General features: G+C 68.2%; 22 protein-coding genes and 1 tRNA gene. 15 read left to right on the top strand and 8 right to left on the bottom strand.

What is annotated here, in order from left to right; genetic code table 11:
- Positions 1 to 58: 58 nt before the first annotated feature.
- On the bottom strand, positions 59 to 1,855 hold the full coding sequence (locus ACBY01_RS01070; RefSeq protein WP_416458897.1) for an IlvD/Edd family dehydratase: 1,797 nt from the start codon (positions 1,853 to 1,855) through the stop codon (positions 59 to 61).
- Between the two features lie 13 nt (positions 1,856 to 1,868).
- Positions 1,869 to 2,978 (bottom strand): aldose epimerase family protein, encoded by a 1,110-nt coding sequence (locus tag ACBY01_RS01065; RefSeq protein WP_416458896.1) that lies wholly within the window; start codon positions 2,976 to 2,978, stop codon positions 1,869 to 1,871.
- Between the two features lie 170 nt (positions 2,979 to 3,148).
- Between ACBY01_RS01065 and ACBY01_RS01060 the strand changes: the two genes are divergently transcribed.
- Entirely contained in the window at positions 3,149 to 4,459 is a 1,311-nt protein-coding gene (locus ACBY01_RS01060) for a sugar MFS transporter (protein WP_416458895.1), read from the top strand.
- A 57-nt stretch (positions 4,460 to 4,516) separates the two neighbouring features.
- Here ACBY01_RS01060 and ACBY01_RS01055 read toward each other — a convergent pair whose 3' ends face one another.
- A complete protein-coding gene (locus tag ACBY01_RS01055; protein ID WP_416458894.1) occupies positions 4,517 to 5,278 on the bottom strand; it encodes a FadR/GntR family transcriptional regulator in 762 nt (253 codons plus the stop codon).
- Between the two features lie 106 nt (positions 5,279 to 5,384).
- Between ACBY01_RS01055 and ACBY01_RS01050 the strand changes: the two genes are divergently transcribed.
- From ACBY01_RS01050 to ACBY01_RS01035, 4 genes are all read left to right on the top strand, one after another.
- The gene (locus tag ACBY01_RS01050; RefSeq protein ID WP_416458893.1) at positions 5,385 to 6,950 is read left to right on the top strand and encodes an aldehyde dehydrogenase (NADP(+)); all 1,566 of its coding nucleotides are present in this window, start codon (positions 5,385 to 5,387) and stop codon (positions 6,948 to 6,950) included.
- A gap of 47 nt (positions 6,951 to 6,997) precedes the next feature.
- Entirely contained in the window at positions 6,998 to 7,990 is a 993-nt protein-coding gene (araD1, locus tag ACBY01_RS01045; RefSeq protein ID WP_416458950.1) for an AraD1 family protein, read from the top strand.
- 119 nt (positions 7,991 to 8,109) lie between these two features.
- Positions 8,110 to 9,414: a nicotinate phosphoribosyltransferase gene (gene pncB, locus ACBY01_RS01040; protein ID WP_416458892.1), complete on the top strand. Its 1,305-nt coding sequence runs from the start codon at positions 8,110 to 8,112 to the stop codon at positions 9,412 to 9,414.
- A 214-nt stretch (positions 9,415 to 9,628) separates the two neighbouring features.
- The gene (locus tag ACBY01_RS01035) at positions 9,629 to 10,477 is read left to right on the top strand and encodes a hypothetical protein (protein WP_416458891.1); all 849 of its coding nucleotides are present in this window, start codon (positions 9,629 to 9,631) and stop codon (positions 10,475 to 10,477) included.
- A 65-nt stretch (positions 10,478 to 10,542) separates the two neighbouring features.
- Here ACBY01_RS01035 and ACBY01_RS01030 read toward each other — a convergent pair.
- A tRNA-Ser gene (locus ACBY01_RS01030) sits at positions 10,543 to 10,632 on the bottom strand.
- Between the two features lie 113 nt (positions 10,633 to 10,745).
- On the opposite strand from ACBY01_RS01030, the gene ACBY01_RS01025 reads away from it, so the two are divergent.
- From ACBY01_RS01025 to mazG, 10 genes are read left to right on the top strand one after another with little or no spacing between them, the layout of a single operon-like run.
- Positions 10,746 to 11,774, top strand: a complete 1,029-nt coding sequence (locus ACBY01_RS01025; RefSeq protein ID WP_416458889.1) for a lytic murein transglycosylase — start codon at positions 10,746 to 10,748, stop codon at positions 11,772 to 11,774.
- The gene (locus tag ACBY01_RS01020; RefSeq protein ID WP_416458888.1) at positions 11,758 to 12,633 is read left to right on the top strand and encodes an SPOR domain-containing protein; all 876 of its coding nucleotides are present in this window, start codon (positions 11,758 to 11,760) and stop codon (positions 12,631 to 12,633) included. Before ACBY01_RS01025 ends, ACBY01_RS01020 begins: the two co-directional genes overlap by 17 nt.
- Positions 12,634 to 12,651: 18 nt before the next feature.
- Positions 12,652 to 13,821, top strand: coding sequence for a D-alanyl-D-alanine carboxypeptidase family protein (locus tag ACBY01_RS01015; RefSeq protein WP_416458886.1), 1,170 nt, complete (start codon positions 12,652 to 12,654; stop codon positions 13,819 to 13,821).
- Positions 13,818 to 14,441: a dTMP kinase gene (tmk, locus tag ACBY01_RS01010; protein ID WP_416458885.1), complete on the top strand. Its 624-nt coding sequence runs from the start codon at positions 13,818 to 13,820 to the stop codon at positions 14,439 to 14,441. The genes ACBY01_RS01015 and tmk overlap by 4 nt, the downstream gene beginning before the upstream one ends.
- Positions 14,438 to 15,448, top strand: coding sequence for an AAA family ATPase (locus ACBY01_RS01005; protein ID WP_416458883.1), 1,011 nt, complete (start codon positions 14,438 to 14,440; stop codon positions 15,446 to 15,448). The genes tmk and ACBY01_RS01005 overlap by 4 nt, the downstream gene beginning before the upstream one ends.
- 9 nt (positions 15,449 to 15,457) lie before the next feature.
- Positions 15,458 to 17,014: a methionine--tRNA ligase gene (gene metG, locus ACBY01_RS01000; protein ID WP_416458881.1), complete on the top strand. Its 1,557-nt coding sequence runs from the start codon at positions 15,458 to 15,460 to the stop codon at positions 17,012 to 17,014.
- Positions 17,011 to 17,790, top strand: a complete 780-nt coding sequence (locus tag ACBY01_RS00995; RefSeq protein WP_416458880.1) for a TatD family hydrolase — start codon at positions 17,011 to 17,013, stop codon at positions 17,788 to 17,790. The genes metG and ACBY01_RS00995 overlap by 4 nt, the downstream gene beginning before the upstream one ends.
- Complete coding sequence (locus ACBY01_RS00990; RefSeq protein ID WP_416458878.1) at positions 17,787 to 18,551, top strand: MBL fold metallo-hydrolase; 765 nt, start codon at positions 17,787 to 17,789, stop codon at positions 18,549 to 18,551. The genes ACBY01_RS00995 and ACBY01_RS00990 overlap by 4 nt, the downstream gene beginning before the upstream one ends.
- Complete coding sequence (locus ACBY01_RS00985) at positions 18,548 to 19,159, top strand: retropepsin-like aspartic protease family protein (RefSeq protein WP_416458877.1); 612 nt, start codon at positions 18,548 to 18,550, stop codon at positions 19,157 to 19,159. Before ACBY01_RS00990 ends, ACBY01_RS00985 begins: the two co-directional genes overlap by 4 nt.
- A gap of 50 nt (positions 19,160 to 19,209) precedes the next feature.
- Positions 19,210 to 19,956, top strand: a complete 747-nt coding sequence (gene mazG / locus ACBY01_RS00980; RefSeq protein WP_416458876.1) for a nucleoside triphosphate pyrophosphohydrolase — start codon at positions 19,210 to 19,212, stop codon at positions 19,954 to 19,956.
- Between the two features lie 153 nt (positions 19,957 to 20,109).
- Here mazG and hflX read toward each other — a convergent pair whose 3' ends face one another.
- The 4 genes from hflX to ACBY01_RS00960 form a co-directional block, all read right to left on the bottom strand.
- A complete protein-coding gene (gene hflX / locus ACBY01_RS00975) occupies positions 20,110 to 21,396 on the bottom strand; it encodes a GTPase HflX (protein WP_416458875.1) in 1,287 nt (428 codons plus the stop codon).
- Complete coding sequence (hfq, locus tag ACBY01_RS00970; protein ID WP_416458874.1) at positions 21,393 to 21,929, bottom strand: RNA chaperone Hfq; 537 nt, start codon at positions 21,927 to 21,929, stop codon at positions 21,393 to 21,395. Before hfq ends, hflX begins: the two co-directional genes overlap by 4 nt.
- Positions 21,930 to 21,993: 64 nt before the next feature.
- Positions 21,994 to 23,376 carry a nitrogen assimilation response regulator NtrX gene (ntrX, locus tag ACBY01_RS00965; RefSeq protein WP_416458873.1) on the bottom strand — a complete coding sequence of 461 codons (1,383 nt, stop codon included), beginning with the start codon at positions 23,374 to 23,376 and terminating at the stop codon, positions 21,994 to 21,996.
- On the bottom strand, positions 23,373 to 25,628 hold the full coding sequence (locus tag ACBY01_RS00960; RefSeq protein ID WP_416458871.1) for a sensor histidine kinase: 2,256 nt from the start codon (positions 25,626 to 25,628) through the stop codon (positions 23,373 to 23,375). Before ACBY01_RS00960 ends, ntrX begins: the two co-directional genes overlap by 4 nt.
- Positions 25,629 to 25,668: the final 40 nt, after the last annotated feature.

Here is a 25,668-nt window from a genome sequence, read left to right as displayed (position 1 = left end):
TCTCGACAAGCTCGATCCCTACTCGAGACGAACGGCTGGGAATGGAGGTGGATCGGCTCTAGTGGTTGTCGCGCGGCAGGCCCTGGGTCTGAGCGATGCGCTGGTACTTCTCCGAGCCTTCGAGGATTGCGCCGGTGTTCATCTGGCCGACCACCGAACGCTGGATCTCCTGCCACGGCGTCTGCGAGGCGGGGTATCGGTAGCCACCTTCGGCCTCCAGCTTGGTCCGGCGCTCGGAAAGCTCTTCATCGGAGATCAGCACGTCGGCGGTCCCCTTGTTGAGGTCGATGCGGACGCGGTCGCCGGTCCGGATCAGCGCCAGGCCGCCCATCGCCGCCGCCTCGGGCGAGGCGTTGAGGATCGAGGGGCTGCCGCTGGTGCCCGACTGGCGGCCGTCGCCGATGCAGGGGAGGGCGTGGACGCCTTCGCGGATCAGATAGGCCGGCGGACGCATGTTCACCACCTCGGCCGCGCCGGGGTAGCCGATCGGGCCGGCTCCGCGCATGAACATCAGCGTCTCGGGCGTGATCTTGAGCGACGCATCGTCGATGCGGTGGTGATAGTCCTCCGGTCCGTCGAACACGATCGCCGGCCCTTCGAAGGCGTTGGGATCATTGGGGTTGGAGAGATAGCGCGCGCGGAATTCCTCGCTGATGACGCTGGTCTTCATGATCGCGGCGTCGAACAAATTGCCCGACAGCACGATGAAGCCGGCCTCTTCCTTCAGCGGCTGGTCGTACGGGCGGATGACCTTCTCGTCCTCGATGGCGACATCGCGGCAGTTCTCGCCCATCGTCTTGCCGTTGGCGGTCATCACGTCCTCGTGGATCAGCCCCTGACCCATCAGCTGCGACACCACGGCGGGAACCCCGCCGGCGCGGTAGTAATCCTCGCCGAGATATTCGCCGGCCGGCTGGAGGTTGACCAGCAGCGGCACCTTATGGCCGTGCTCCTGCCAGTCGCGGATGTCGAGTTCGACGCCCATGTGGCGCGCCAGCGCGGCGAGGTGGATCGGCGCGTTGGTCGAGCCGCCGATCGCCGAGTTCACGACGATCGCGTTGAGGAACGCCTCCCGCGTCATGATGTCGGACGGCTTGAGGTCCTCGCGGACCATCTCGACGATGCGCTTGCCGGTCTCGTAGGCGACTTCCTGGCGATCGCGATACGGGGCGGGGATCGCGGCCGATCCCGGCAGCTGCATGCCCAGCGCCTCGGCGAGCGAGTTCATCGTCGTCGCGGTGCCCATCGTGTTGCAATAGCCCGTCGACGGCGCCGACGAGGCGACCAGCTTGACGAAGCCCGCGTCGTCGATCTCGCCGGCCGCCAGCATCTCGCGCGCCTTCCACACGATCGTGCCCGATCCGGTGCGCTCGCCCTTGTGCCAGCCGTTGAGCATCGGCCCGACCGACAGCGCGATCGACGGGATGTTCACCGTCGCCGCCGCCATCAGGCAGGCCGGCGTGGTCTTGTCGCAGCCGATCGTCAGAACGACGCCGTCGAGCGGATAGCCGTAGAGCACCTCGACCAGCGCCATATAGGCGAGGTTGCGGTCGAGCCCGGCGGTCGGGCGCTTGCCGGTTTCCTGGATCGGGTGGACCGGGAATTCGAGCACGATGCCGCCGGCTTCGCGGATGCCTTCGCGCAGCCGCTCGGCCAGCACCAGGTGGTGGCGGTTGCAGGGGCTGAGGTCGCTGCCGGTCTGGGCGATGCCGATGATCGGCTTGCCCGATTGAAGCTCCGCCTGGCTCAGGCCGAAGTTCATGTAGCGCTCGATGTAGAGCGCGGTCATGTCGATGTTCTCGGGGTTGTCGAACCAGGCGCGCGAACGAAGCTTGTTGGCAGGCGTAGCAGTCATGGGGAGTTTCCCGTCAGCGGGTCGTGGAAAGGCGATAGACCATGACATGCCGATAGGGCGTGTCCGGATCGATACGGGCGGAAACGAAGTCGGGGCGGTTGGGCGAATCGGGGAATTTCTGCGGTTCCAGCGCGATGCCGTCGCCCATGCGGTAGAGATGTCCTTTCTTTCCCGGACGGGTCCCGTCGAGATAGTTGCCGGTGTAGAGCTGGATGCCCGGCTCGGTGGTCAGCACGTCCAGGACGCGCCCCGAGGACGGGTCCTCCACGCGCGCGGCCGGTTCTGGCGCCGCCGTATGCCCCTTGTCGAGCGCGAAATTGTGATCGTAGCCGCGGCCGTAGCGGATCTGCGCGTCCCGGCCGTCGCGGATCGCGTCGGCGACGACGCGCGGGCTGCGGAAGTCGAAGGCGGTGCCCGCGACCGGGCGGCACTCGCCGGTCGGAATGCGGGTCGGGTCGACGGGGGTATAGGCGGCCGCGGGAATCGTCAGCCGGTGCCCGGAGGTTCCCGCCGCAGCGCCTTCGCCCGACAGGTTGAACACCGCATGGTTGGTCAGGTTGACCATCGTCGGCTTCGTCGTGCGCGCCTCGAACGCGATCGTGAGCGCGCCCTCGTCGTCGAGCGCATAGCAGACGGTGACGTCCAGTTCTCCGGGATAACCCGAATCGCCGTCGGGGCTGCGATGTGCCAGCACGACCCGCGCCGGCGGGCCGTCCTCGACCGCCTCGATCCGCCAGACCTGCTTGTCGAAGCCGCGATCGCCGCCGTGCAGCGAATGGTCGCCGTCGTTGCGCGGCACTTCGTAGCGGACGCCGTCGAGCGTGAAGCCGCTTCCGCCGATGCGGTTGGCGACCCGGCCGACCGTGACGCCGAAATAGTTGGGACAGCCGACATATCCGGCGGCGTCGTCATAGCCGAGCACGACATCGGCGGGCTGCCCGTCGCGATCGGGCGCGATCAGCGACTGGAGCGTGGCGCCATAGGTGAGGATCCGCGCCGAAACGCCATTCGCCGCCGTCAGCGTCACCGACTCGATGGCCGTGCCGTCCGGCAGCGATCCCGCTGGCGCGCGCGTTGCCCCGGCCGAGCGGGCCGATACGAGCTTTGCCGCTGCCGTGGTCATGCGCGCGAGTCCTTCGGCTCCACCTTCCGCAACCCCTCGTCCTTGTGTATCGACGCCGTTGACGCGCCGTTGGGGCGCATATAGTCAGACAATATCCATCAGGGCAAGCCGCGCGTCAGATGCTGGCCAACAGCGCGATCGTCACGGCTTCCATTCAGGAGACAGGATGCATGGCGTTGCCGCCAACCTCTTCCGTCGGGTCGCCCGCCGGCCATCACGCGCCCAGCGGTAGCTACAAGCCGGCGCTGACGCTGCTCGCCAGCCTCTTCTTCATGTGGGGCTTCATCACCGTCATCAACAACACGCTGCTGCCGCATCTGCGCAGCGTGTTCGAGCTGGACTATACGCAGACGACGCTGATCGAGTCCGTGTGGTTCATCGCCTATTTCGTCGCCTCCATCCCGTCGGCCAAGCTGATCGAGCGGATCGGCTATCAGAAGTCGATCGTGACCGGCCTGTCGATCATGGCGGCGGGCGCGCTGCTGATGATTCCGGCCGCCAAGCTGCCGTCCTACGGCGTCGTGCTCACCGCGCTGTTCATCGTCGCGAGCGGCATCACGCTGCTGCAGGTCGCCGCCAACCCCTATGTCGCGGTGATCGGCCCGCCGGAGACGGGCTCGTCGCGGCTCAACCTGATGCAGGCGTTCAACTCGCTCGGTACCACGCTGGCGCCGCTGTTCGCGGGCTATCTGATCCTGGGTCGGTCGAAGGGCGGCACGGCGGAAGCCGGCGTCACGCTGACGGCGGCGGAGCGCTATGCCGACGCGCAGTCGGTGATCCTGCCCTATCTGATCGTCGCCGTCGTGCTGGTGGCGATCGCCGTCGTGATCGCCCGCTTCCCGCTGCCGGCAATCGGTCAGTCGACGCAGCGCGTGTCGCGCGAGGAACGTCGCGGCCTGTCGCTGTGGAGCCACCGCAACCTCGTGTGGGGCGTGCCGGCGATCTTCATCTACCTGATCGCCGAGATCGGTGTCGCCAACCTGTTCATCAACTTCGTGTCGCAGCCCGACATCGCCGCGATCACCCATGCGGAGGCGTCGCGTTATCTCGCGCTGCTGTGGGGCGGGATGATGGTCGGCCGCTTCGCCGGCAGCTTCATCATGCAGAAGGTGCCGGCCGAAAAGGTGCTGGCCGGCTTCGCGATCGGTGCGTTCATCGTCATGCTGCTCGCGACCTTCACCACCGGCCCTGCCGCGATGTGGTCGCTGATCGCGGTGGGTCTGTTCCACTCGATCATGTTCCCGACCATCTTCACGCTGGGCATCAAGGGCCTGGGGCCGCTCACCGAGGAAGGCTCGGGGCTGCTGATCATGGCGATCGCCGGCGGCGCGCTGGTGGTGGTGCAGGGATGGCTGGCCGATACCGTCGGCCTCCAGAACTCGTTCCTGCTGACCGCAGTCTGCGAGCTCTACATCCTGTTCTACGCACTGTGGGGTTCGAAGCCGACCCATGCGCTGCCGGATCCGGAAGTGGCGCAGTAACGCCGCTTCCGTCCGACGCGTTCGGGCGCTCCTGCCGACGGGTGGGAGCGCCCTTTTTTATTGCCCCATCGCGCCGCGGGTGTCCTCCAGCGCCAGATCGACCAGCGCCCGCATCGCAGCGCCAGCCTCGTCAGGGTTGCCGGCAGCGATGCCGTCGTAGACTCGGACGTGATCGGGGACGGGATCGCGCGGCAGCGCGCGCGAGCGCTGCTTGAACTGGGTGGTCCAGTTGACCGCCGCGCCAATGCTGGCGCTCAGCACCACCAGCGCATCGTTGCGCGTCGCGCGCAGGATCGCGTCGTGGAACTCGCGATCGGCAGCAAGCCCGGCTTCGTTGGCGAGCGTATGTCGCCGCATCGACGCGAGCGCGTCGCGCATCGCCTTCAGGTCTGCACGCTCGCGGCGTTCGGCCGCCAGCCGCGCCGCCGCCGGCTCGACGATCGCGCGCAATTCGAACAGGCTGCGGACCAGTTGCAGATCGGGTTCGCCGGCGAAGGCCCAGGCCACCACGTCGGGATCGAGCAGGTTCCAGCGGTCGCGCGGCAGCACGCGGGTGCCGGCCTTCGGTCGGCTCTCGACGAGCCCCTTGGCGGTCAGCACCTGGACGGCTTCGCGATAGGCGCTGCGCGACACGTCGAGCGCTTCCGAAAAGGCGATCTCGCCGGACAGCGTGTCGCCGGGCGCATATTCGCCCGAAACGATCGCCAGCCCCAGCTTGTGCGCGATCGCGCCGCGCAGCCGTCGGCCGGTCCCGCGCGGCGGACGGGTCGCGGTAGCGGTCGGAAGTTTGCTTTCGGGCTCGCCCTTGCCGCCGGTCATCCCTATCTCCCCCTCGAACTTCTGTTTCCTGATGAATGCCGACGGAGCAGGCGATTGCCAAGCGGGCATGGCTTCCATATGTCGGAGTAAATAGCGAGGTGCACTCATGACGAACAACACCGCAACTCTCGATCGGGCGAACGACGCCGGCTTTCGCGCGATCGCAGCAGACACTGCCGAGCCGTTCGGCGAGGCGTTCGACGTGCATGGCCCGGCCGATGTCGAGGCCGCCTGCGCCGCTGCCGAAGCCGCGTTCGACACCTATCGCGCGACCGACCGCGAGACCCGCGCCGCGTTCCTGGAGAAGATTGGCGACGAGATCCTGGCGATCGGCGACGACCTGATCGTCGCGGCGATGCGCGAGAGCGGTCTGCCGCGCGCCCGCCTCGAGGGTGAGCGCGGCCGCACTGTCGGCCAGCTCAAGATGTTCGCGGGCGTGGTGCGCAAGGGCGGCTGGCTCGGCCTGCGCATCGACCCGGCGCTGCCCGAGCGTCAGCCGCTGCCGCGTCCGGACCTGCGCCTGCGCATGATCCCGCTCGGCCCCGTCGCGGTGTTCGGCGCGTCCAACTTCCCGCTCGCCTTCTCGACCGCCGGCGGCGATACCGCCTCGGCGCTCGCCGCCGGCTGCCCGGTGGTGGTGAAGGGCCATCCCGCGCATCCGCACACCGGCGCGCTGGTCGTAGAGGCGATCCGCCGCGCGGTCGCCGCTTCGGGGCTGCCCGAGGGCGTGTTCTCGCATCTCGTCGGGCCGGGCAACGAACTCGGTTCGCAGCTGGTGCAGGATCCGCGCATCGCCGCGGTCGGCTTCACCGGCTCGCGTGCCGGCGGTCTCGCGCTGATGAAGCTCGCGCAGGCGCGGGAAGTTCCGATCCCGGTCTATGCCGAGATGTCGAGCATCAACCCCGTGCTGCTGATGCCGGAAGCGCTGAAGGCGCGCGGTGCGGCGCTCGGCACCGCCTTCGTCGCGTCGCTGACGATGGGGGCTGGCCAGTTCTGCACCAACCCCGGCCTGCTCCTGGCGATCGAGGGCGAGGGGCTCGACGCGTTCGTCGACGCCGCCAAGACCGCGCTCACCGAAGCCGGCGCGAGCACGATGCTCACCCCGGGCATTCACAAGGCGTATCAGGCCGGTGTCGAGGACCTCGCCGGCCACGACAAGGTCGAGACGATCGCACGCGGCAAGGTGGGCGAGGGCGTGACCCAGGGCCAGGCGGCGCTGTTCTCGACCACCGCGGAAGCGTTCCTCGCCGACCAGGCGCTGGGCCACGAGGTGTTCGGCGCGTCGTCGATCCTGGTGCGCTGCCGCGACGAGGAGGAACTGCGCAAGGTGCTGGTGGCGGCCGAGGGGCAGCTCACCGCGACGCTGCACATGGACGCGGGCGACACCGCGCTCGCCGCACGCATGGTGCCGGTACTCGAGCGCAAGGCGGGCCGCATCCTTGCCAACGGCTGGCCGACCGGCGTCGAGGTGACCCACGCGATGGTCCACGGCGGGCCGTTCCCGTCGACCTCCGACGGTCGCACGACCTCGGTCGGCAGCCTGGCGATCGACCGCTTCCTGCGGCCGGTGTCGTACCAGAACCTGGCGGCCGAGCTGCTGCCGGAGGAACTGCGCGACGGCGGTCAGGCGGGCCTGCCGCGGCTGGTCGACGGTCAGCTCCACAACGATTGATCAATCCCGGCGACCGCAACCGCGGCGTTTGACGAGGGGAGGAAATGATGACGTTGCGTTTGTTGCAGCATCGGGCGCCGGACGGCACGCGATCGGTAGTCGCGGCTGAAGGCGACCGGGCTGCGGTCGTTCCGGGGATCGACAGCGTGCGGGCGCTCGCCGCCCGCGCGATCGCCGAGGGCATCGGCCTCGCCGAGGCGGTGGCGGCGTGCGGTGAGGGAGCTTCGGTCGATCTCGCCGCCGAGTTCGCCGCCGGCCGCTTCGTGGCGCCGATCGACCACGACGATCCGGCGCACGTCGTGATGACCGGCACCGGCCTTACCCATCTCGGCTCGGCCGAGGGGCGCGACAAGATGCACCGCGAGGCGGCGGCTGCCGAGAAGCAGACCGATTCGATGCGGATGTTCCTGGAAGGCGTCGAGGGCGGCAAGCCCGCCGCCGGCCAGACCGGCCAGCAGCCCGAGTGGTTCTACAAGGGCGACGGGTCGCAGCTGGTCGGCCCTGGCGCACCGCTGGCGATGCCGGCGTTTGCGCAGGATGGCGGCGAGGAGCCGGAGCTCGCGGGCATCTATCTGATCGGTCCGGACGGCACGCCGCACCGGCTGGGGCTGTGCCTCGCCAACGAGTTCAGCGATCACGTTACCGAGCGCCACAACTATCTTTGGCTGGCGCATTCCAAGCTGCGCCAGGCATCGCTCGGGCCGGAGATCGTCGTCGGCGCCGCGCCGGCCGACGTGCGCGGCACCAGCCGCATCGTCCGCGACGGCGAGACGCTGTGGGAAAAGCCGTTCCTGTCGGGCGAGGACAACATGTCGCACAGCCTCGCCAACCTGGAGGCGCATCACTTCAAATATGCGCTGTTCCGCCGTCCGGGCGACATCCACATCCACTTCTTCGGCACCGCGACGCTGTCGTTCAGCGACGGAGTGAAGACCGAAGTGGGCGACGTCTTCGAGATCGAGGCGGCACCTTTCACGCTGCCGCTGCGCAATCCGCTGGCGCGCGACGCCGAAGCGCCGGTCACGGTCCGCACCCTCTGATCCTGCGGCCCCGCGCGGCGTGCGCGGGGCCGTTTTTTCTTGGGCTTGCGGAGCGGCCGCGCAGCCGCGACGAGGGGGCCGGCGCGGCGATGGTCGCGTGTCCCAGCACAGGATCCCCGATGGCCGTCACCGACATCGCCACGCGCACCTACGACCATAATTTCCGGCTCGACCCGATCGTCCGCAGCCTGCTCGACACCGATTTCTACAAGCTGCTGATGCTGCAGATGATCCGGCACGTGCACCCGGACGTCGACGCGACCTTCTCCGTCATCAACCGCACCACCGCGGTGCGGCTCGCCGACGTGGTCGACGAAGGCGAGCTGCGCGCCCAGCTCGACCACGCCCGCACGCTGCGCTTCTCGAAGAAGGAGCTGATCTGGCTGGCCGGCAACAGCTTCTACGGCAAGGCGCGGATGTTCAGCCCGGACTTCATCGCCTGGCTCGCCGACTTCCGCCTGCCGCCCTACCGGCTGGAGCGGCAGGATGGCCAGTTCTCGCTCCAGTTCGAGGGGCCGTGGACCCACACGACGATGTGGGAGATCCCGGCGCTCACCATCCTCAACGAACTGCGCGCGCGTGCGGCGATGCGCGACAAGGGGCGGTTCGCCCTCGACGTGCTCTACGCGCGCGCAAAGGCGCGGCTGTGGCAGAAGGTCGAGCGGCTGCGGCTGCTGCCGGACCTGGTGCTGTCGGACTTCGGCACGCGCCGGCGCCACGGCTTCCTGTGGCAGCGCTGGTGCGTCGACGCGTTGAAGGAGGGGCTGGGCGATCGCTTCATCGGCACCTCCAACGTGCTGCTGGCGATGGACGCCGACCTGGAGGCGATCGGCACCAACGCCCACGAGCTGCCGATGGTCGAGGCGGCTCTGTCGGACAGCGACACCGAGCTCGCCGGCGCACCCTATCGCGTGCTCGAACAGTGGCGCCAGCATTATGGCGGCAACCTGCTGGTGGCGCTGCCCGACGCGTTCGGCACCACCGCCTTCCTCGCCAACGCGCCCGCCTGGGTCGCGGACTGGACCGGCTTCCGACCCGACAGCGCCCCGCCGATCGCCGCGGGCGAGCAGATCATCGCCTGGTGGCGCGAGCACGGCGTCGACCCGCGCACCAAGTTGCTGATCTTCTCCGACGGGATGGACGTCGACACGATCGAGCAGGTCTATCGCCACTTCCACGGCCGCGTACGGATGAGCTTCGGCTGGGGCACCAACCTCACCAACGACTTCCGCGACTGCGACCCCGATGGCGAGACCGGGCTCGAGCCGATCTCGCTGGTGTGCAAGGTAACGCGCGTCGACGGCCGCCCCGCCGTCAAACTCTCCGACAATCCCGCCAAGGCGACCGGCGACCCCGCCGAGATCGCCCGCTACCTGCGGGTGTTCGGGGGTGCGGATCGGGTGGCGACGGCGGTGGAGGTGTAAGGGGCGGGGAAGAATGATCTGTAAAACCCCCTCGCGAGGGGGTGTGGCCTGTTCAAGGCGGTCTGCTCGCCTTCTGTTGACCATCCAGGTCTTTGAGCATCCAAGTCGGTCAACACTTAACGGCTTGAAGACCTGATCGAGTGAAGTTGATTCGCTGGGTTGCCCTTTCTCCACCTCAGTGGTCAAACCCGGCGTTCGAAAGTATACATTGGCGATGAGCCGGTCGGATCCCTTCTCCATCCCTGAATGGAATGCATTGCACCGCGAAGCGTCGCTGGTTAGCCAGATACTTGGTTCGGGAGCCACCGCCCTAGGGCGCGCGACTTATGGCAGCGGTTTCGGCGAGTACTACACCGCGTTCTTCGGACTCTCAATTGGCATCGAGCGTTTAGCAAAACTCATATTGGTTGCTGACTACGCGCTTGATAACGCCGGCACGCTGCCCAATCAGCAGATGGTCCGGAAAAGTGGTCATCGATTAAAAAAGCTGATTGGGAAGGTGGATGAAATTGCGACGAAGCGTGCCATAGTAGTTCCTCATATCGGACCGGAAAACGCTATCTGTGCTGCGGTTATCGGCTGCCTAGACGCATTCTCGGATGCCTCCAAAGGGCGCTACGCCAACTTCGAAGCGATAGGTAATCCGTCGTTTGACCCTGCGAACGAGCCTGTCACTAAATGGTGGACAGAAGTGGTCGAGTTAATACTGGATACTGATTATCGCGGTACCAAAAGGGAAGTTGGTGTTAAAAGTCGTGCCGCCTTGTTCGAAGCGATCGTTGGGCGCGTCACGCTCGTGCGGTTCCGGGATGAGTCTGGTAACAGAATGACAGACGTCGCGACTGCCTCCGAACGCACTGGGCAGTCGGAGTGGGCGCAGAAATATGGGCGGTTCTACTCGCTCGCTGTAGTTAGATGGCTCGCCCATATTTTCGATGAAATGACCCACGCGGCTGGATACCAGCCTGGTCTAGAAAGCCTGTTTGGCCACTATGAGTACTTCCAGACCTACACGGTAGATGATCGGCTGTTGCTGACACGCAAGATTTGGCCCCTTACGTAACGGGAGCGAACACCGTGACCTCACCGTCAGACTCGTCGCCCCGCCTGTTGCCGGTGCACAGAAGCTGGCGGAAAGGGTGGGATTCGAACCCACGGTGAGCGTGAACCCACGGCGGTTTTCAAGACCGCTGCCTTAAACCACTCGGCCACCTTTCCTTCGGCGCCCGCTTACGGCGGCTGGTCGGGTTTGTGCAAGCCTCTCGGCACTTGGGGGTTTCGCGCGGGCTCTCGGCTGTGGCACAGAGCCGGTTCACGTGCGGGAGCCGGGTATGCGTAGATGGGGCAAGGGGCTGCTGGCCCTTGCGGCGATGATGACGGTCAGCGGTTCGGCCGCGGCACAGGACGAAGCGGGCTTCCAGGATTATCTCCAGGGGGTGGCCGCCAAGGCGCGCGCCGGCGGGGTGAGCGAGCGGGCGATCGCTTCGGTGCTGAACGGGCTCACCTACAACCCGCGCGTGGTCGAGCTCGACCGTGGCCAGCCCGGCGGCGGTCCCGCTAGTACCAGCATCCCGGCGTTCGCGCCCTACAAGGCGAAGCACGTCGACGCGGCGCGGATCAGTCGCGGCCGCGACGCCTATCGCGCGCAGCGGCCCAAGCTGATGCGGATCGAGCAGGAGACCGGCGTCCCCGAGTCGATCATGGTGGCGATCTGGGGGCACGAGACCAACTACGGCGGCTATACCGGCAACTTCGACCTGCCGCGCTCGCTGGCGACGCTCGCCTACGAGGGGCGGCGGCGCGCGCTGTTCGAGCCGGAGCTGATCGCGACGATGAAGATGGTCGATCGCGGCGTGCCGCGCGACAGCCTCAAGGGCAGCTGGGCGGGCGCCACCGGCTATCCGCAGTTCCTGCCATCGATCTACCTGCGCCTCGCCCGCGACGGCGACGGCGACGGCCGCGCCGATATCTGGAACAATGCGGCGGATGCGCTCGCGTCGATCGGCAACTATTTCGTCAACGCCGGCTGGCGGCCGGGCCAGCCCTGGGGCGTCGCGGTGACCGTCCCCGCCGGCCTCGATCGCGGAGCGCTGACCGCGCCGACGCGGTCGCCGCGCTGCCCGCGGGTGCACGAGCGGCATAGCCGCTGGCGCTCGATGGCCGAGTGGCGCCAGCTGGGCGTGGTGCCACAGTCGGGTCGCTGGCCCGACGACAGCATCCAGGCGACGCTGCTCGAGCCCGATGGTCCGGGCAAGACCGCCTATCTGTTGACCGGCAATTACCGCGTGATCCTCGATTACAACTGCTCGAACTTCTACGCGCTGTCGGTGGGGCTGCTGGCCGATGAAGTGGCACGCTAGCGGCTTGCCGATGCTGCTGCTGGCGGTCTGCGCCAACAGCGCGCCGGCGCCGCAGGACGCCTCGCTGCAAGCTCCGCCACCGGCCGACGCCGGGGAAGCGCGGTACGATGCAGTCGGCTGGGCGGGCGCGGCGCCGTCCGAGGCGACGGGCGTGTTCGTCGTCCATCCGACGCTGCCGGTCGGCAGCTTCGTCGAACTGACCCGGCTCGACGTCGGTCGCGTCCTGATCCTCAAGGTCGGGGCGCAAGGGCCGGTCGCCCCCGGCTATCTCGTCGCGCTGTCGCCAGTTGCCGCGCAGGCGTTCGGCGTCGGCAGCGAGCCGGCCGCCGTCCGCATCCGCCAGGTCATGCCCGCGCCCGGCGAGCGCGCCGCAGCAGAGGGTGGCAGCCTCAACCGGCTGGACGCGCCGCAGGTGCTGCTCGCCGCGCTGCGCAAGCGCTTGCCCGTCGCGCCGACGGGAGCACCGCAGCCGGTCACACCGTCCTCCAATGCTGCCGCCCCGCCGCCGGTCCCCGGCCCGCAGGCGATAGAGACGGTCGAGCTGCCGCCGAGCAAGCCAACAGCGCTGCCGGGAACCCAGCCCGCTCCCGCATCGCCGCCGCCACCCCCCACAGCACTTGCCGCGCCGCCTGCTGCCACGCCGCCTGCGACGGGCGGCTGGGTGGTGCAGGTGGCGGCCCTGTCCGACGCCGACCGCGCGGAGGCGCTCGCGCGCCGGCTCGGCGGCTTCACCGTCCGCGCCGGCAGACTGGTGCGCGTGCGGATGGGCCCCTATCCGAACACCGCCGCCGCCGAACGCGGGCGTGCCCAAGCCGCCGCGAGCGGCTATGGCGACGCAACGATCCTTCGCAACGACTGACCTCAAGGCCTCCACACGATGAAGAAGCTGCTTACCGCCGTCCTGCTCTCCGCCGTTGCGATCACCCCGTCGGTCGCGGCAGCGCCGCCGTTCGACACGCCGGCGCCCGTCGCCTACCTCCAGGACCTGTCCTCGGGCGCGATCCTCTATTCGAAGGATGCCGACCGGCGGATGCCGCCGGCGTCGATGGCGAAGATGATGACCGCCTATGTGGCGTTCGACCTGATCAAGAAGGGCGATCTGAAGCTCGACCAGAAGTTCCAGGTCCGCCCGGAGACGTGGGAGCGCTGGCACGGGCCGAAGGCGGGATCGACGATGTTCCTGTCGGTCAACGAGCAGGTCAGCGTCGACGATCTGCTCAAGGGGATCATCACCCTGTCGGGCAACGACGCCTGCGTCGTGCTGGCCGAGGGCGTGGCGGGCACCGAGGAATCCTTCACCAGCCTGATGAACCAGCGCGCGAAGGAACTGGGGCTGACCAACAGCCACTTCGGTACGTCCAACGGCTGGCCGGACGAAGGCCGCACCTACGTCAGCGCGCGCGATCTGGCGAAGCTGGCCTCGGCGACGATCCAGAACTTCCCCGATCTCTACAAGCGCTTCTACTCGCTGGAGAGCTTCACCTGGGGCAAGACGCTGGGTGCCGGCAACGACATCACCCAGGCCAATCGCGATCCGCTGCTGGGCCGCGTCGCCGGCGCCGATGGTCTGAAGACCGGCCATACCGAGGAGGCCGGCTACGGCTTCACCGGATCGGCGGAGCAGAGCGGCCGCCGCCTGGTGATGGTGCTGGCGGGGCTCACCAGCTTCAACCAGCGGATCAGCGAATCGGTGCGCTTCATGGAGTGGGGCTTCCGCGCATGGCGCGCACGTCCGATCGCCAAGAAGGGCAAGCGGATCGAGACCGCCGACGTCCAGCTGGGCGACAGCAGCACCGTCGGGCTGGTCGCGCCGCGCGACCTGACCGTCACCGTGCCGGCGGGCGCCGCCACCGAGCTTGCCGGCACCGTCGTCTATCAGGGACCCATCAAGGCGCCGATCCAGGCCGGCCAGCACATCGCCGACCTGGTGATCACCTCGCCCGGCATGGAGCCGCAGCGGCTGCCGCTGGTCGCCGAGAAGGCCGTCGACGAGGCAGGGTTCTTCGGCCGCGCCTGGGCGGGGCTGATGGCGCTGTTCGGCGCTTGAGCGGCCGGTTCGTCTCGCTGGAGGGCGGGGAGGGCGTCGGCAAGTCGACCCAGACCGCCCGCCTCGCCGAAGCGCTGGAGGCGCGCGGGTTGCACGTCGTGGTGACGCGCGAGCCCGGCGGCAGCGAGGGCGCGGAGGCGATCCGCGGGCTGCTGATGCAGGGCGAGGTGACGCGCTGGAGCCCGCATGCCGAGGCGCTGCTGTTCGCAGCGGCGCGCGCGGACCATGTCGAGAAGCGCATCCGCCCGGCGATCGAGGCGGGGCACTGGGTGCTGTGCGATCGCTACATCGACAGCACCCGCGCCTATCAGGGCGGGCAGGGGATCGATGACGCCGCGATCCTGGCGCTGCACGGCTTCGGATCGAAGGGGCTGCTGCCCGACCGCACGCTGTTGCTGACGCTGCCGGAGGGGGCGGGGGCGGACCGGGCACTGGAACGCGATGGCGGCGTCGCCGATCGCTTCGGCGCGCGCGGGCCCGAGTTCCACGCCGAGGTCGCCGCCGCCTTCGCGCGCATCGCCGATGCGGAGGGCGACCGGGTCCGCCGCGTCGATGCGCGCGGCACGCCCGAGGACGTGACCCAGCGGCTGATCGACGCGCTGGCCGACCTGCTGCCGTGAGCGAGCCGGTCGGCAACGCCGCCGCGCACGACGCCTTCTTCGCCGCCGCCGAGCGCGGCGGGCTGCACCACGCCTGGCTGCTCGCGGGACCCGAGGGCGTCGGCAAGGCCAGCTTCGCGCGGATCGCGGCGATGCGGCTGCTCGCCCACGCCGCCGACCCGCGCGTGCCGGTGCGCGGCGGCAGCTTGCCGGCAGAAGACCGCACACACGCGCTGATCGCGGCGGGATCGCATCCCGACTATCGCGAGATGGCACGTCAGCCCAAGGATCCGGCCAAGCCCGATGAGAACCTCGCGCGTAGCATCCCGATCGCACAGGTCCGCGGCCTGCAGCCGCTGTTCGCGACCAAGCCGTCGCTGTCCGAGCGGCGGGTGGTGCTGATCGATGCGATCGACGATCTGGAGACCGCGGCGGCCAACGCGCTGCTCAAGAACCTCGAAGAACCGCCCGCCGGCACGATCTTCCTGCTCGTGAGCCACGCGCCCGGCCGGCTGTTGCCGACGATCCGCTCGCGCTGCCGGCTGCTGCGCTTCGAGCGGCTGCCGGATGCCGAGGTCGCCGCGGTGATCCGCCAGACGACGCCGGAGGTCAGCGACACCGAATGCGATGCGCTGGTGCGCGGCGGCGAAGGCTCGCCCGGGCGGGCGCTCGCCTTCGCCGGGCTCGACATCGCCGCGCTGGAGCGCGCGATGGCGGCGATCGCGCGCGAGGGCGATCCCGGCAACGCGCAGCGCAGCCGGCTCGCCAAGGCGCTCGGCAGCAAGGCTGCGCAACCGCGCTACGAGGCGTTCCTGCAACGCGCCCCAAGCTTCATCGCTGCCACCGCGCGCGATCGCCGCGGTGCCGAGCTGCGCACCGCACTCGACGCCTATCAGGCCGCGCGCGCGCTCGCCTCGGCCGCCCCGGCACTGTCGCTCGACGCGCAGGCGACGGTGTTCGAGATGGCCGGCATTCTCGCACGGCTCGCACTGCAGGACGGGCTTCAATCGCGCGGGGCGATGCACTAGGGACACGGCATGGCCGAGCCCTATTACATCACCACCGCGATCCATTATCCCAACGGCAAGCCGCACATCGGCCACGCCTATGAGATGATCGCCGCCGACGCGATCGCGCGTTTCCACCGTCAGGCGGGCCGCGACGTCCGCTTCCAGACCGGCACCGACGAGCATGGGCTCAAGATGGTGCAGACTGCGCGCACGCGGGGCATGGAAGTGCGCGCGCTCTCCGATGAAATGTCGGGCCATTTCCACGAGATGGCCGACAAGCTTGATATTGCGTATGATCGCTTCATCCGCACGGTCGAGCCGACGCACTATGCCGCCAGCCAGGCGATCTGGCAGGCGATGGCCGATGCCGGCGACCTGTATCTCTCGCGCTACGAGGGCTGGTACTCCGTCCGGGACGAGGCCTTCTACGAAGAGAAGGAACTGACCGACGGGGAAGGGGGCGTCCGCCTCTCGCCGCAGGGTACGCCGGTGGAATGGACCGCGGAGGAGACCTGGTTCTTCCGCCTGTCGAAGTACCAGCAGCCGCTGCTCGATTTCTATGCGGCCAACCCCGAGTTCATCCAGCCCGAAAGCCGCCGCAACGAGGTGCTGCGCTTCGTCGAGGGCGGGCTTGCCGACCTCTCGGTGTCGCGCACCAGCTTCGACTGGGGCGTGCCGGTGCCGGGCAGCCCCGGCCATGTGATGTACGTGTGGGTCGATGCGCTCACCAACTATCTGACCGGTGCGGGCTATCCGGACGGCGGCGATACCGCGCGCTTCTGGCCGGCCGATCTGCACCTGATCGGCAAGGACATCGTCCGCTTCCACGCGGTCTACTGGCCGGCGTTCCTGATGTCGGCGAAGCTCGCGCTCCCGAAGCGCGTGTTCGGCCACGGCTTCCTGCTCAACCGCGGCGAGAAGATGTCGAAATCGACCGGCAACGTCGTCGATCCGATGGCGCTCGCCGGTCTCTACGGCGTCGACGCACTGCGCTATTTCCTGCTGCGCGACATCAGCTTCGGCCAGGACGGCACCTTTTCCGACGAGGCGATCGTCACCCGCGCCAACGCCGATCTCGCCAACAGCTTCGGCAATCTGGCGCAGCGTACGCTGTCGTTCATCGCCAAGAACCTGGACGGCGCGCTGCCATCGCCGGGCCGCAGCGATCCCGCCGACGCCGCGCTGCTGACGCAGGTTGCCGAGGCGAGCGCTGCCTTCCGCGCCGAGTTCGCCGAGCTGTCGCTCAGCCAGGCGCTGGAAAGCTGGATGCGCGGCGTCTTTGCCTGCAACCAGTACATCGACGTGCAGGCTCCCTGGGCGCTGCGCAAGACCGATCCGGAGCGGATGCACGCCGTGCTCGGCACGCTGGTGCGCGCGATCCGCGACCTGGCGATCACGATCTGGCCGGTGATCCCGACCTCCGCGGGGCGCGTGCTCGACCAGCTGGGGCAGGAGGCGCGCGACCATGCCGCGCTTGCCGACGCCGGGTGGTACGATCGCGCGGCCGCGGCGGACTTCCGGATCGCGCCGCCGACCCCCATCTTTCCCAGACTGATGCTCGAACCGGTCGCGGAACCCGCATGAAGCTCGCCGACAGCCACTGCCACCTCAACTACAAGGGGCTGATCGAGCAGCAGCAGGAGGTGCTGGCGCGCGCGCGCAGCACCGGCGTCGTGGCGATGCTCAACATCGCGACGCGCGAGAACGAGTGGGATGCGGTGATCGCCACCGCCGAGCGCGAGCCCGACGTGTGGGCGACCGTCGGCATCCACCCGAACGAGGCGGACCGCTATCCGGACGTCGACACCCGGCGGCTGGTCGAGCGGGCGGCGCATCCGCGGGTGGCCGGGATTGGCGAGACAGGTCTCGACTATTATTACGAGCACTCCGACCGTGAACGCCAGCAGACGAGCTTTCGCGCGCATCTCGCCGCCTGTCGCGAGACCGGACTGCCGGTGGTGGTGCATACCCGCGATGCGGAAGACGACACGCTGGCGATCCTGCGAGACGAGCTGGGGAAGGGGGCCTTTCCCGGCGTGATCCACTGCTTCACCGGCACCGCCGACTTCGCGCGCCAGGCGCTCGCCCTCGGCTTCTACATCTCCATCTCGGGCATCGTGACCTTCAAGAACGCGCGCGATCTGCAGGATACCGCGCGCTGGCTGCCGCGCGAGCGGCTGCTAGTCGAGACGGACGCGCCGTTCCTGGCGCCCGTGCCGCATCGCGGAAAGCTGGGCGAGCCGGCCTATGTCGCCGACACCTGCCGGTTCCTGGCCGAACTGCGTGGCGAGGATGGCGACGCGCTCGCCGAAGCTACCCGCGCCAATTTCCACGCGCTGTTCGCGAAAACCGCCGCGTGAAGATCCGCATTCTCGGCTCGGGCACGTCCTCGGGCGTGCCGCGGATCGGCGGCGACTGGGGTGCCTGCGATCCGGGCGATCCGCGCAACCGCCGCACGCGGGTGTCGGCGCTGGTCGAGACGGCCACCACGCGTATCCTGATCGATACCGGCCCGGACATGCGCCAGCAGCTGCTCGACGCCGACGTCCGCGACGTCGATGCGGTGCTGTGGACGCATGACCATGCCGACCATTGCCACGGCATCGACGATCTCCGTCAGCTGTTCCACCTGCGCGGGCAGCCGGTACGGGGCTATGCCCGGCCGGAAACACTGGCGGTGCTGCGCGAGCGCTTTGGGTACGCCTTTTTCGGCCGCAACGGCTATCGTGCTACGGTGCAGGCGGAGGAATTGCCCGATCGCCTGCGCATCGGCGACATCGACGTATCCGCGACCGATCAGCCGCATGGTCATATCCATTCGGCCGGGCTGCGCTTCGACAGCGGCGGCCGTTCGATCGTCTATGCCACCGACTTCAACGTCGTTACCGACGCAATGGTCGCGCTCTACCGCGGCTGCGACCTGATGGTCGTCGATGCGCTGCGCGAGGCGCCGCACCCGACGCATCCGACCGTCTCGGAAGCGCTGGCGCTGGTGTCGGCATGCGGGGATCCGCGTTCGGTGCTGATCCATATGGACCACAGCATGGACTATGCGACGGTGAAGGCGCGGCTGCCCGAGCATGTCGAGCCCGGCTACGACGGATTGGAACTGGTCGCGTGAACTTCGACGACTCCGCGCAGCTGCTCTGGGGCGTCGGCGCGTTGGTGCTCGCGCTGTCGGCGCTCACCGCGCGACGGCCGAGCTTCGGCGCGATCCTGCGGTCGCTGCTCAGTTGGATTATGATCGGCGCGCTGGCTTATCTGGTGGTGACCCATCGCCACGAACTCGGCGCGCTCTTCGACGGAATCAAGAACGATCTGGGTCTTCAGGAACAGACTGTGGAGGGCGACACCGTGCGTATCCGCCAGTCGCCGGACGGGCATTTCTGGGCGCGCGTCGATCTCAACGGCTATCAACGGCGGATGCTGATCGACAGCGGCGCGACGATGACCGCCTTGTCGAAGCAGACTGCCGCACGCGCCGGGGTCGAGACCGGCGGGCTGCCGGTGCTGCTGACCACCGCCAACGGAACGATCCCGGCAGCGCGCGGTCGCGTGCAGCGGCTGACGGTCGACGGCCTGGATGCGCACGATCTGCCGGTGGTCGTATCGTCGAGCTTCGGCGACTTCGACGTGCTGGGGATGAACTTCCTGTCGCGGCTCGGATCGTGGCGGGTCGAGGGGAATACGCTGATCCTCGAACCTCCCCGCAATGATACCCGCGATTAACATAATGCATATTACCGGACTAACACAGTGTATTCGAAGGGGGCCCTGCCATGATCGGACGGCTGGTTGCGATCATGGCGCGGCTGCGCGACCCCGAACACGGTTGCGAATGGGATCGTGCGCAGAGCTTCGCGACCATCGCGCCGTACACGATCGAGGAAGCCTATGAGGTTGCCGACGCGATCGAACGCGACGACATCGCCGATCTTAAGGACGAACTCGGCGACCTGCTGCTCCAGGTCGTCTTCCATAGCCGCATCGCCGAGGAAGCCGGAAAGTTTGCGCTTCCCGACGTAGTCGCGTCGATCAGCGACAAGATGGAGCGTCGCCACCCGCACATCTTCGGCGGCGCGGACGCGAGCCCCGGCTGGGAGACGATCAAGGCGGCCGAGCGCAGCGCGAAGACGTCGGACGCGCCGACCGGCGCACTCGCCGGCGTCGCGCTTGGGCTGCCAGCCCTCGCGCGCGCCGAAAAGCTGCAGAAACGCGCCGCACGCGTCGGCTTCGACTGGCCCGATGCGAGCGGACCGCGTGCGAAGATCGATGAGGAACTCGTTGAAATCGCGGAGGCAAGCGATGCCGAGCGTGCTGGCGAGATCGGCGACCTGCTGTTCGCAGTCGTCAACTGGGCGCGCCACCTGGGCGTCGATCCCGAAGCGGCGCTGCGCACCACCAACGCCAAGTTCGAGCGTCGGTTCGCGGCGATGGAAGCGGAGGCCGGCGACACCTTCGTGGGGCTGTCGCTGGAGCAGAAGGAAGGCTTGTGGAGCGACGCAAAGGCGGCGGAGCGAGGGTGAGGAACGCCCGCGCGGACCGATCCACATCTCTCTTCGCAACCGTTCCGCCACCCCAGCGAAGGCTGGGGTCTCCCGCGGCTCCTGCCCGGGCCGATCGCCTGAGATCCCAGCTTTCGCTGGGATGACGGGATCGGCCGGTGCAGCACCCGCCCCTCAGCGTGTCAGGAAGCGATCGTAATCCGCCGGTGCCATGCGCACGTCGTACAGCGCGCGGTCGTCCTGCATCCAGTGATCGACCACTTCGCCGTGCGCGTGCAGCCAAGCCGCGCTGGCGCCGTCTTCGGGTCCGAGCGCGATCCGATAGCGGCGATGGCCCATCGTCAGACGGTCGGCGATCGTCCGCAACAGCGTGTCGACCCCTTCCCCGCTCAGCGCTGAGAGCGCGACCACATCCTCGCGGTGCGCGGCCTCGCCTTCCAATTCGGTGCGATCGTCGCCGTCGAGCAGGTCGAGCTTGTTCCAAGCCTCGATCCGCACCGTCGTCTCGTCGACGCCGATCTCCGCCAGCACCGCCTCGACGTCGTCGGCCTGTGCCTCGGTATCGGGATGCGCGATGTCGCGCACGTGGACGAGCAGGTCGGCCGAGACCACCTCCTCCAGCGTCGCCTTGAACGCCGCCACCAACTGCGTCGGCAGATCCGAGACGAAGCCTACCGTGTCGGAGAGGATCGCCTTGTCGATCCCGGGCAGCGAAATCTGGCGCAGCGTCGGGTCGAGCGTCGCGAAAAGCAGGTTCTCGGCCATGACGTCGGCGCCGGTCAGCCGGTTGAACAGCGTCGACTTGCCCGCGTTGGTGTAGCCGACGAGCGCCACCACCGGCCACGGCGCCCGCTGGCGCCGATCGCGATGCAGGCCGCGCGTCCGCGACACGCTTTCGAGTTCGCGCCGCAGCCGGGCCATCCGGTCGCGGATCAGCCGGCGGTCGGCCTCGATCTGGGTTTCGCCCGGGCCGCCGAGGAAGCCGAAGCCACCGCGCTGTCGCTCCAGGTGAGTCCAGCTGCGCACCAGGCGGCCCGCCTGATAGTCGAGGTGGGCGAGTTCGACCTGCAGCCGTCCCTCGGCGGTACGCGCACGCTCGCCGAAGATCTCCAGGATCAGACCGGTGCGGTCGATGACCTTGCAGCCGAGCGCCTTTTCCAGGTTCCGCTGCTGGATGGGCGTCAGCGCGGCGTCGAACACCGCAAGCTGGAGTTCGGCGTCTCTTACGGTCTCCGCAAGCGTCTCGACCTGGCCGCTGCCGAGCAGCGTCGCGGGCTTGGGCTGGCGGACGCGGAACGCGATGCGCTCGTGCACCTCCACCCCGATCGCGAGGGCAAGCCCGGCTGTCTCGGCAAGCCGCGCGTCGGCATCGCGGGCGGAGCCGCCCATGTCGGGCAGCACCACCACCGCGCGGGCACCGCGGGCAAACTCTTCGGCGTCGCGTTCGAACCCGGTGCTCAATCCGCGTCCGTCCCGGCCTGTTCCTCAGCCAGGTTCAGCGGATGCGCCGGCTGGATCGTCGACACCGCGTGCTTGTAGACCAGCTGCGACACGCCGTCGCGCTGGAGCAGCATGCAGAACAGGTCGAACGCGGCGATCTGCCCCTGCAGCATCACGCCGTTGACCAGGAACATGGTGACGCTTTCCTGGTTCTTGCGCACCGCGTTGAGGAAGATCTCCTGCAGCAGCGCGTTGCGCGAACTCTGTTCGGCGGCGGCCGCGACGATCGGGTCGAGATCGACCTGTCCGGCGGGCATGATCGTCGAGATCGCGTGCTTGTAGATCAGCTGCGACTGTCCGTCGCGCCGCAGCAGCACCGAGAAATTGTCAAACCAGGTCACGATCCCCTGCAGCTTGACGCCCTTCACCAGGAACATCGTCACCGGGGTCTTCGATCGGCGGAGCGCGTTGAGGAAGAGGTCCTGCAGCGAGCTGTTCTTTTCGGCCATTGTCCTGCCCTTGTTTTTGGCGGCATTTCCGCTTGGCCCCGTCACCACGACGGTGCGGGGGTGATTTAAGGCGCGGATCGTGCCGCGTCCACCATGCTACTCGTCGCCGCTACTCGTCGCCACGCGTTTCGGTGATTCCGAGCAGCTTGAGCTTGCGATGGAGTGCCGAGCGCTCCATCCCAATGAAGCTCGCGGTGCGCGAGATGTTGCCCGAAAAACGCCGGATCTGCACCCGCAGATACTCGCGTTCGAACGACTCACGCGCTTCGCGCAGCGGTGCGCCCATGATCGCATTGGCGCCGATCCCCGCGCCCCCTTCCCCCGGCGTGCCGAGCACTTCGGGCGGGAGCAGGTCGACGTCGATGCGGCCGATGCGGTTGCCCGGTGCCAAGATAACGGTTCGCTCGACGACGTTGCGCAACTGGCGGACGTTGCCGGGCCATTCGTAGGATTGCAGCGCCACCATCGCGTCGGGCGCGATCTCGGGCGTCGGCACCCGGCGTTCCGAGGCGTAGTGCGCGACGAAATGCTCGACCAGCGCAGGAATGTCCTCGCGCCGGTCGGTGAGCGCGGGGATCGCGACCGGAACGACGTTGAGCCGGTAGTAGAGATCCTCGCGGAAGCGGCCCTCGGCGATTTCGTCCTGCAGATCGCGCGAGGTGGCGGAGACGACGCGCACGTCGACCTTGACCACGCGCTGCCCGCCGACGCGGGTGAAGCTCTGGTCGGTCAGCACCCGCAGGATCCGCGCCTGGGTTGCGACCGGCATGTCGGCGATCTCGTCCAGGAACAGCGTGCCGCCATGCGCCTGTTCGAGCAGGCCAGGGCGGACCAGCTCGGCCCCCTCCTCCACGCCGAACAGTTCCTCCTCGACGCGCTCCGGAGTCATGCGCGCCGCGCTGACGATCACGAACGGCGCGTTCGCGCGCTGGCTCCAGCCGTGGAGCAGCCGCGCGGCCACTTCCTTGCCCACCCCCGGTCCGCCGGTGATCAGCACCCGGCTGCCGGTCGAGGCGACGCGCTTGAGCGTCGCGCGGACGCCGTTGATCGCGGCCGAACTGCCGGTCAGATCTTCCTCGCGGCCCGCCGACACGCGCAGCGTCGCCACCTCGCGGCGCAGCCGTTCGGTTTCGGTCGCGCGCTGAACCAGGAACAGCAGCCGCTCGGCCTCGAACGGCTTCTCGATGAAGTCCACCGCCCCGCGCCGGATCGCCGCGACCGCGGTGTCGATGTTGCCGTGACCGGAGATCACGAGCACCGGCAGCGTCGGGTCGCGCTCCTTGATGACGTCGAGCAGTTCGAGCCCGTCCAGCCGCGAGCCCTGCAGCCAGACGTCGAGCAGCACCAGTGACGGCCGGCGTGCGGCGATCGCCTCCAGCGCGGCGTCGCTGTCGGCCGCGCCGCGGGTCTCGTAACCTTCGTCCTCCAGCACGCCGGAGACGAGATCGCGGATGTCGGTTTCGTCGTCGACGACGAGGATATCGAGCTTCATGGGCGAGCCGTTCCGTTCCGGGTAAGCATGGCTTGGCGCTGAGTACCTTCCGGGCCAGTGAAATCATTGTCTGCGCCCGCGCCCTCCAGGGCGGCGAGTACGTTCAGATCGAGGGTGATGGTGACGACGGTGCCTCCTCCTTCACGGTCTCCAAAGTCGATGGTGCCGAAATGTTCCTCGACGATCTTCTTGACGATCGCCAGACCCAGACCGGTACCCCGCGCGCGAGTGGTCATGTAGGGCTCGACGATGCGGTCGCGCTCGACCGGCAGGCCGATGCCGTTGTCGGCGACATGGAGCTGCAACTGATCGCCCGCGAGCCTGCGGAGCGCCACCGCGACGCGACCCTTGGGCGCATCTTCGGGCCGCGCACCGACGGCCTCGACGGCGTTCTTGACGATGTTGGTGAGTGCCTGGCCGAACTGGCGGCGATCGCACACCACCGGCGGGATGCACTCGTCCGCGTCCATCACGAAGTCGATCTCTGGATGCGCGACTTCGTGCAGGAACACGGCCTGGCGCGCGATGTCGACCATCGACTCCTCATGGAACACCGGCTTGGGCATCCGCGCGAAGGAGGAGAACTCGTCGACCATCCGCCGAAGGTCGCCGACCTGCCGCACGATCGTGTCGGTCAGCTTGGCGAAGGTGCCGTCGTCGTTCTCGATCTGCCGTCCGTAGCGGCGCTTGAGCCGTTCCGCCGCGAGTTGGATCGGCGTCAGCGGGTTCTTGATCTCATGCGCGATCCGGCGCGCCACGTCCGACCACGCGGCGCGGCGTTGATCGTGCAGCTGCTGGGTGATGTCGTCGAAGGTGAGGATCAGGCTGCCGTCGTTCCGTGTGACCTTGACCGCCAGCGTCTTGGCCTCGCCTCGCACCTGCAACTGAACGATGGCCTCCCGCGTGCCCCCGGCGACCGCCGCGTCGAGTTCGGCCGCGACGTGCGACAGCGGCTGGCCGACCGCTTCGGTCGCCTCGGTACCTAGAAGCTCGGCGGCGGAGGCGTTGACCACGCGGATCGTGCGGTCTGGTCCTATAGAGATGACGCCGGCACTCACGCCCGACATCACCGCCTCGATCAGCGCGCGGCGGCTGTCGATCTGCTCGTTCGCGGCGACCAGTTCGCTGGTCTGGGCGCTGAGCTGCTCGGTCATCATGTTGAACGCCGATGCCAGCACGCCGACCTCGTCCCGGCTGCGCGGTGCATCCACGCGCGCGGTGAGATCGCCGCTGGCCACCTTGCGGGCGGCGTCGACCAGTTGGACGATCGGTCGAACCAGCCGGTCGGCAACCGCAAGTGCCGCGAGGACTGCCAGGCCGACGATGAGCAGGGAGATGATCAACAGTGCGGCATTGAACTGGATCTGCAACGAGCGCGAGCGGCTGAGCAGCGTCTGATAGTCGCGGAGCACTGCTGCCGAACGCGTGCGCGCGAGCGTCATTTGCGGGTCGAAGACCCGCGCGGTGTAGAGATAGGCGTTGCGCTCGCCCGGAAACGGCACCAGCGCCTTGAAGCGGCCGTCGACCTCGTCGATGACCTGCGGTTCCCCGGCACGCAGCTTGCGGACCGCCGCCAGGCTGATCTGCTGCTCGATGTCCCGATCATAGGGATTCACGAGCGCGAACGTCTGTACCTGATTTCCCGTCACGCGCACTATCGCCGCTTCCGACAGCGATCGGGCGTAGGTCTGCCACGCGAAGTAGTTCTGAAAGTCGATGCTGTCGAGGGACGACGCCTTCAGGGTCGCCGCGAGATCGGTGGACATGGCAACGGTGTTGCTCGACACGCCGTCGCGCATCTGGACGTAGCTGTCCTGGGCGATCGCATTGGCGTTTTCGAGCATGCTGCGGGCGCGGTCGGAGAACCAGAACTCGACGCCGTATTGAAACAGCAGCGATGCGAAGATCGTCACCACCAGCATCGGCACGCTGGCGAGAAGCGAGAAGCTCGCCACCAGCCGGACGTGCAGCTGCCCGGTCGCGCCCAGCGACGAGCGTGCCGCGCGCCGCATCGCCGCCCGGCGCCCGAGCAGGACCAGTAGCGCCATGTTGGGGATGAGATTGGCGACGAGCAGCAGCGCCACGAGCGGCGGCGTCAGCAGTCGCTGCCGCTCGCCGTCTCCGGAAAGGATGAAGTAGCTGCCGATCCCGATCGCAACCGCTAGCGCGAGGACGGCAACCTCGATGGCAGGCACGAAGCGGGTCGGAAGCGTGAAGCTCCGTCTCTCGCCGATCCTCGTTCCACCGATCATTCCCCGATGCGTACAACGTTACTGTTGCCAAGAAAACACA

This window comes from Sphingomonas mangrovi (assembly GCF_047975845.1).
GTDB lineage: Bacteria > Pseudomonadota > Alphaproteobacteria > Sphingomonadales > Sphingomonadaceae > Sphingomonas.
This window is presented reverse-complemented; position numbering and strand designations above follow the sequence as displayed.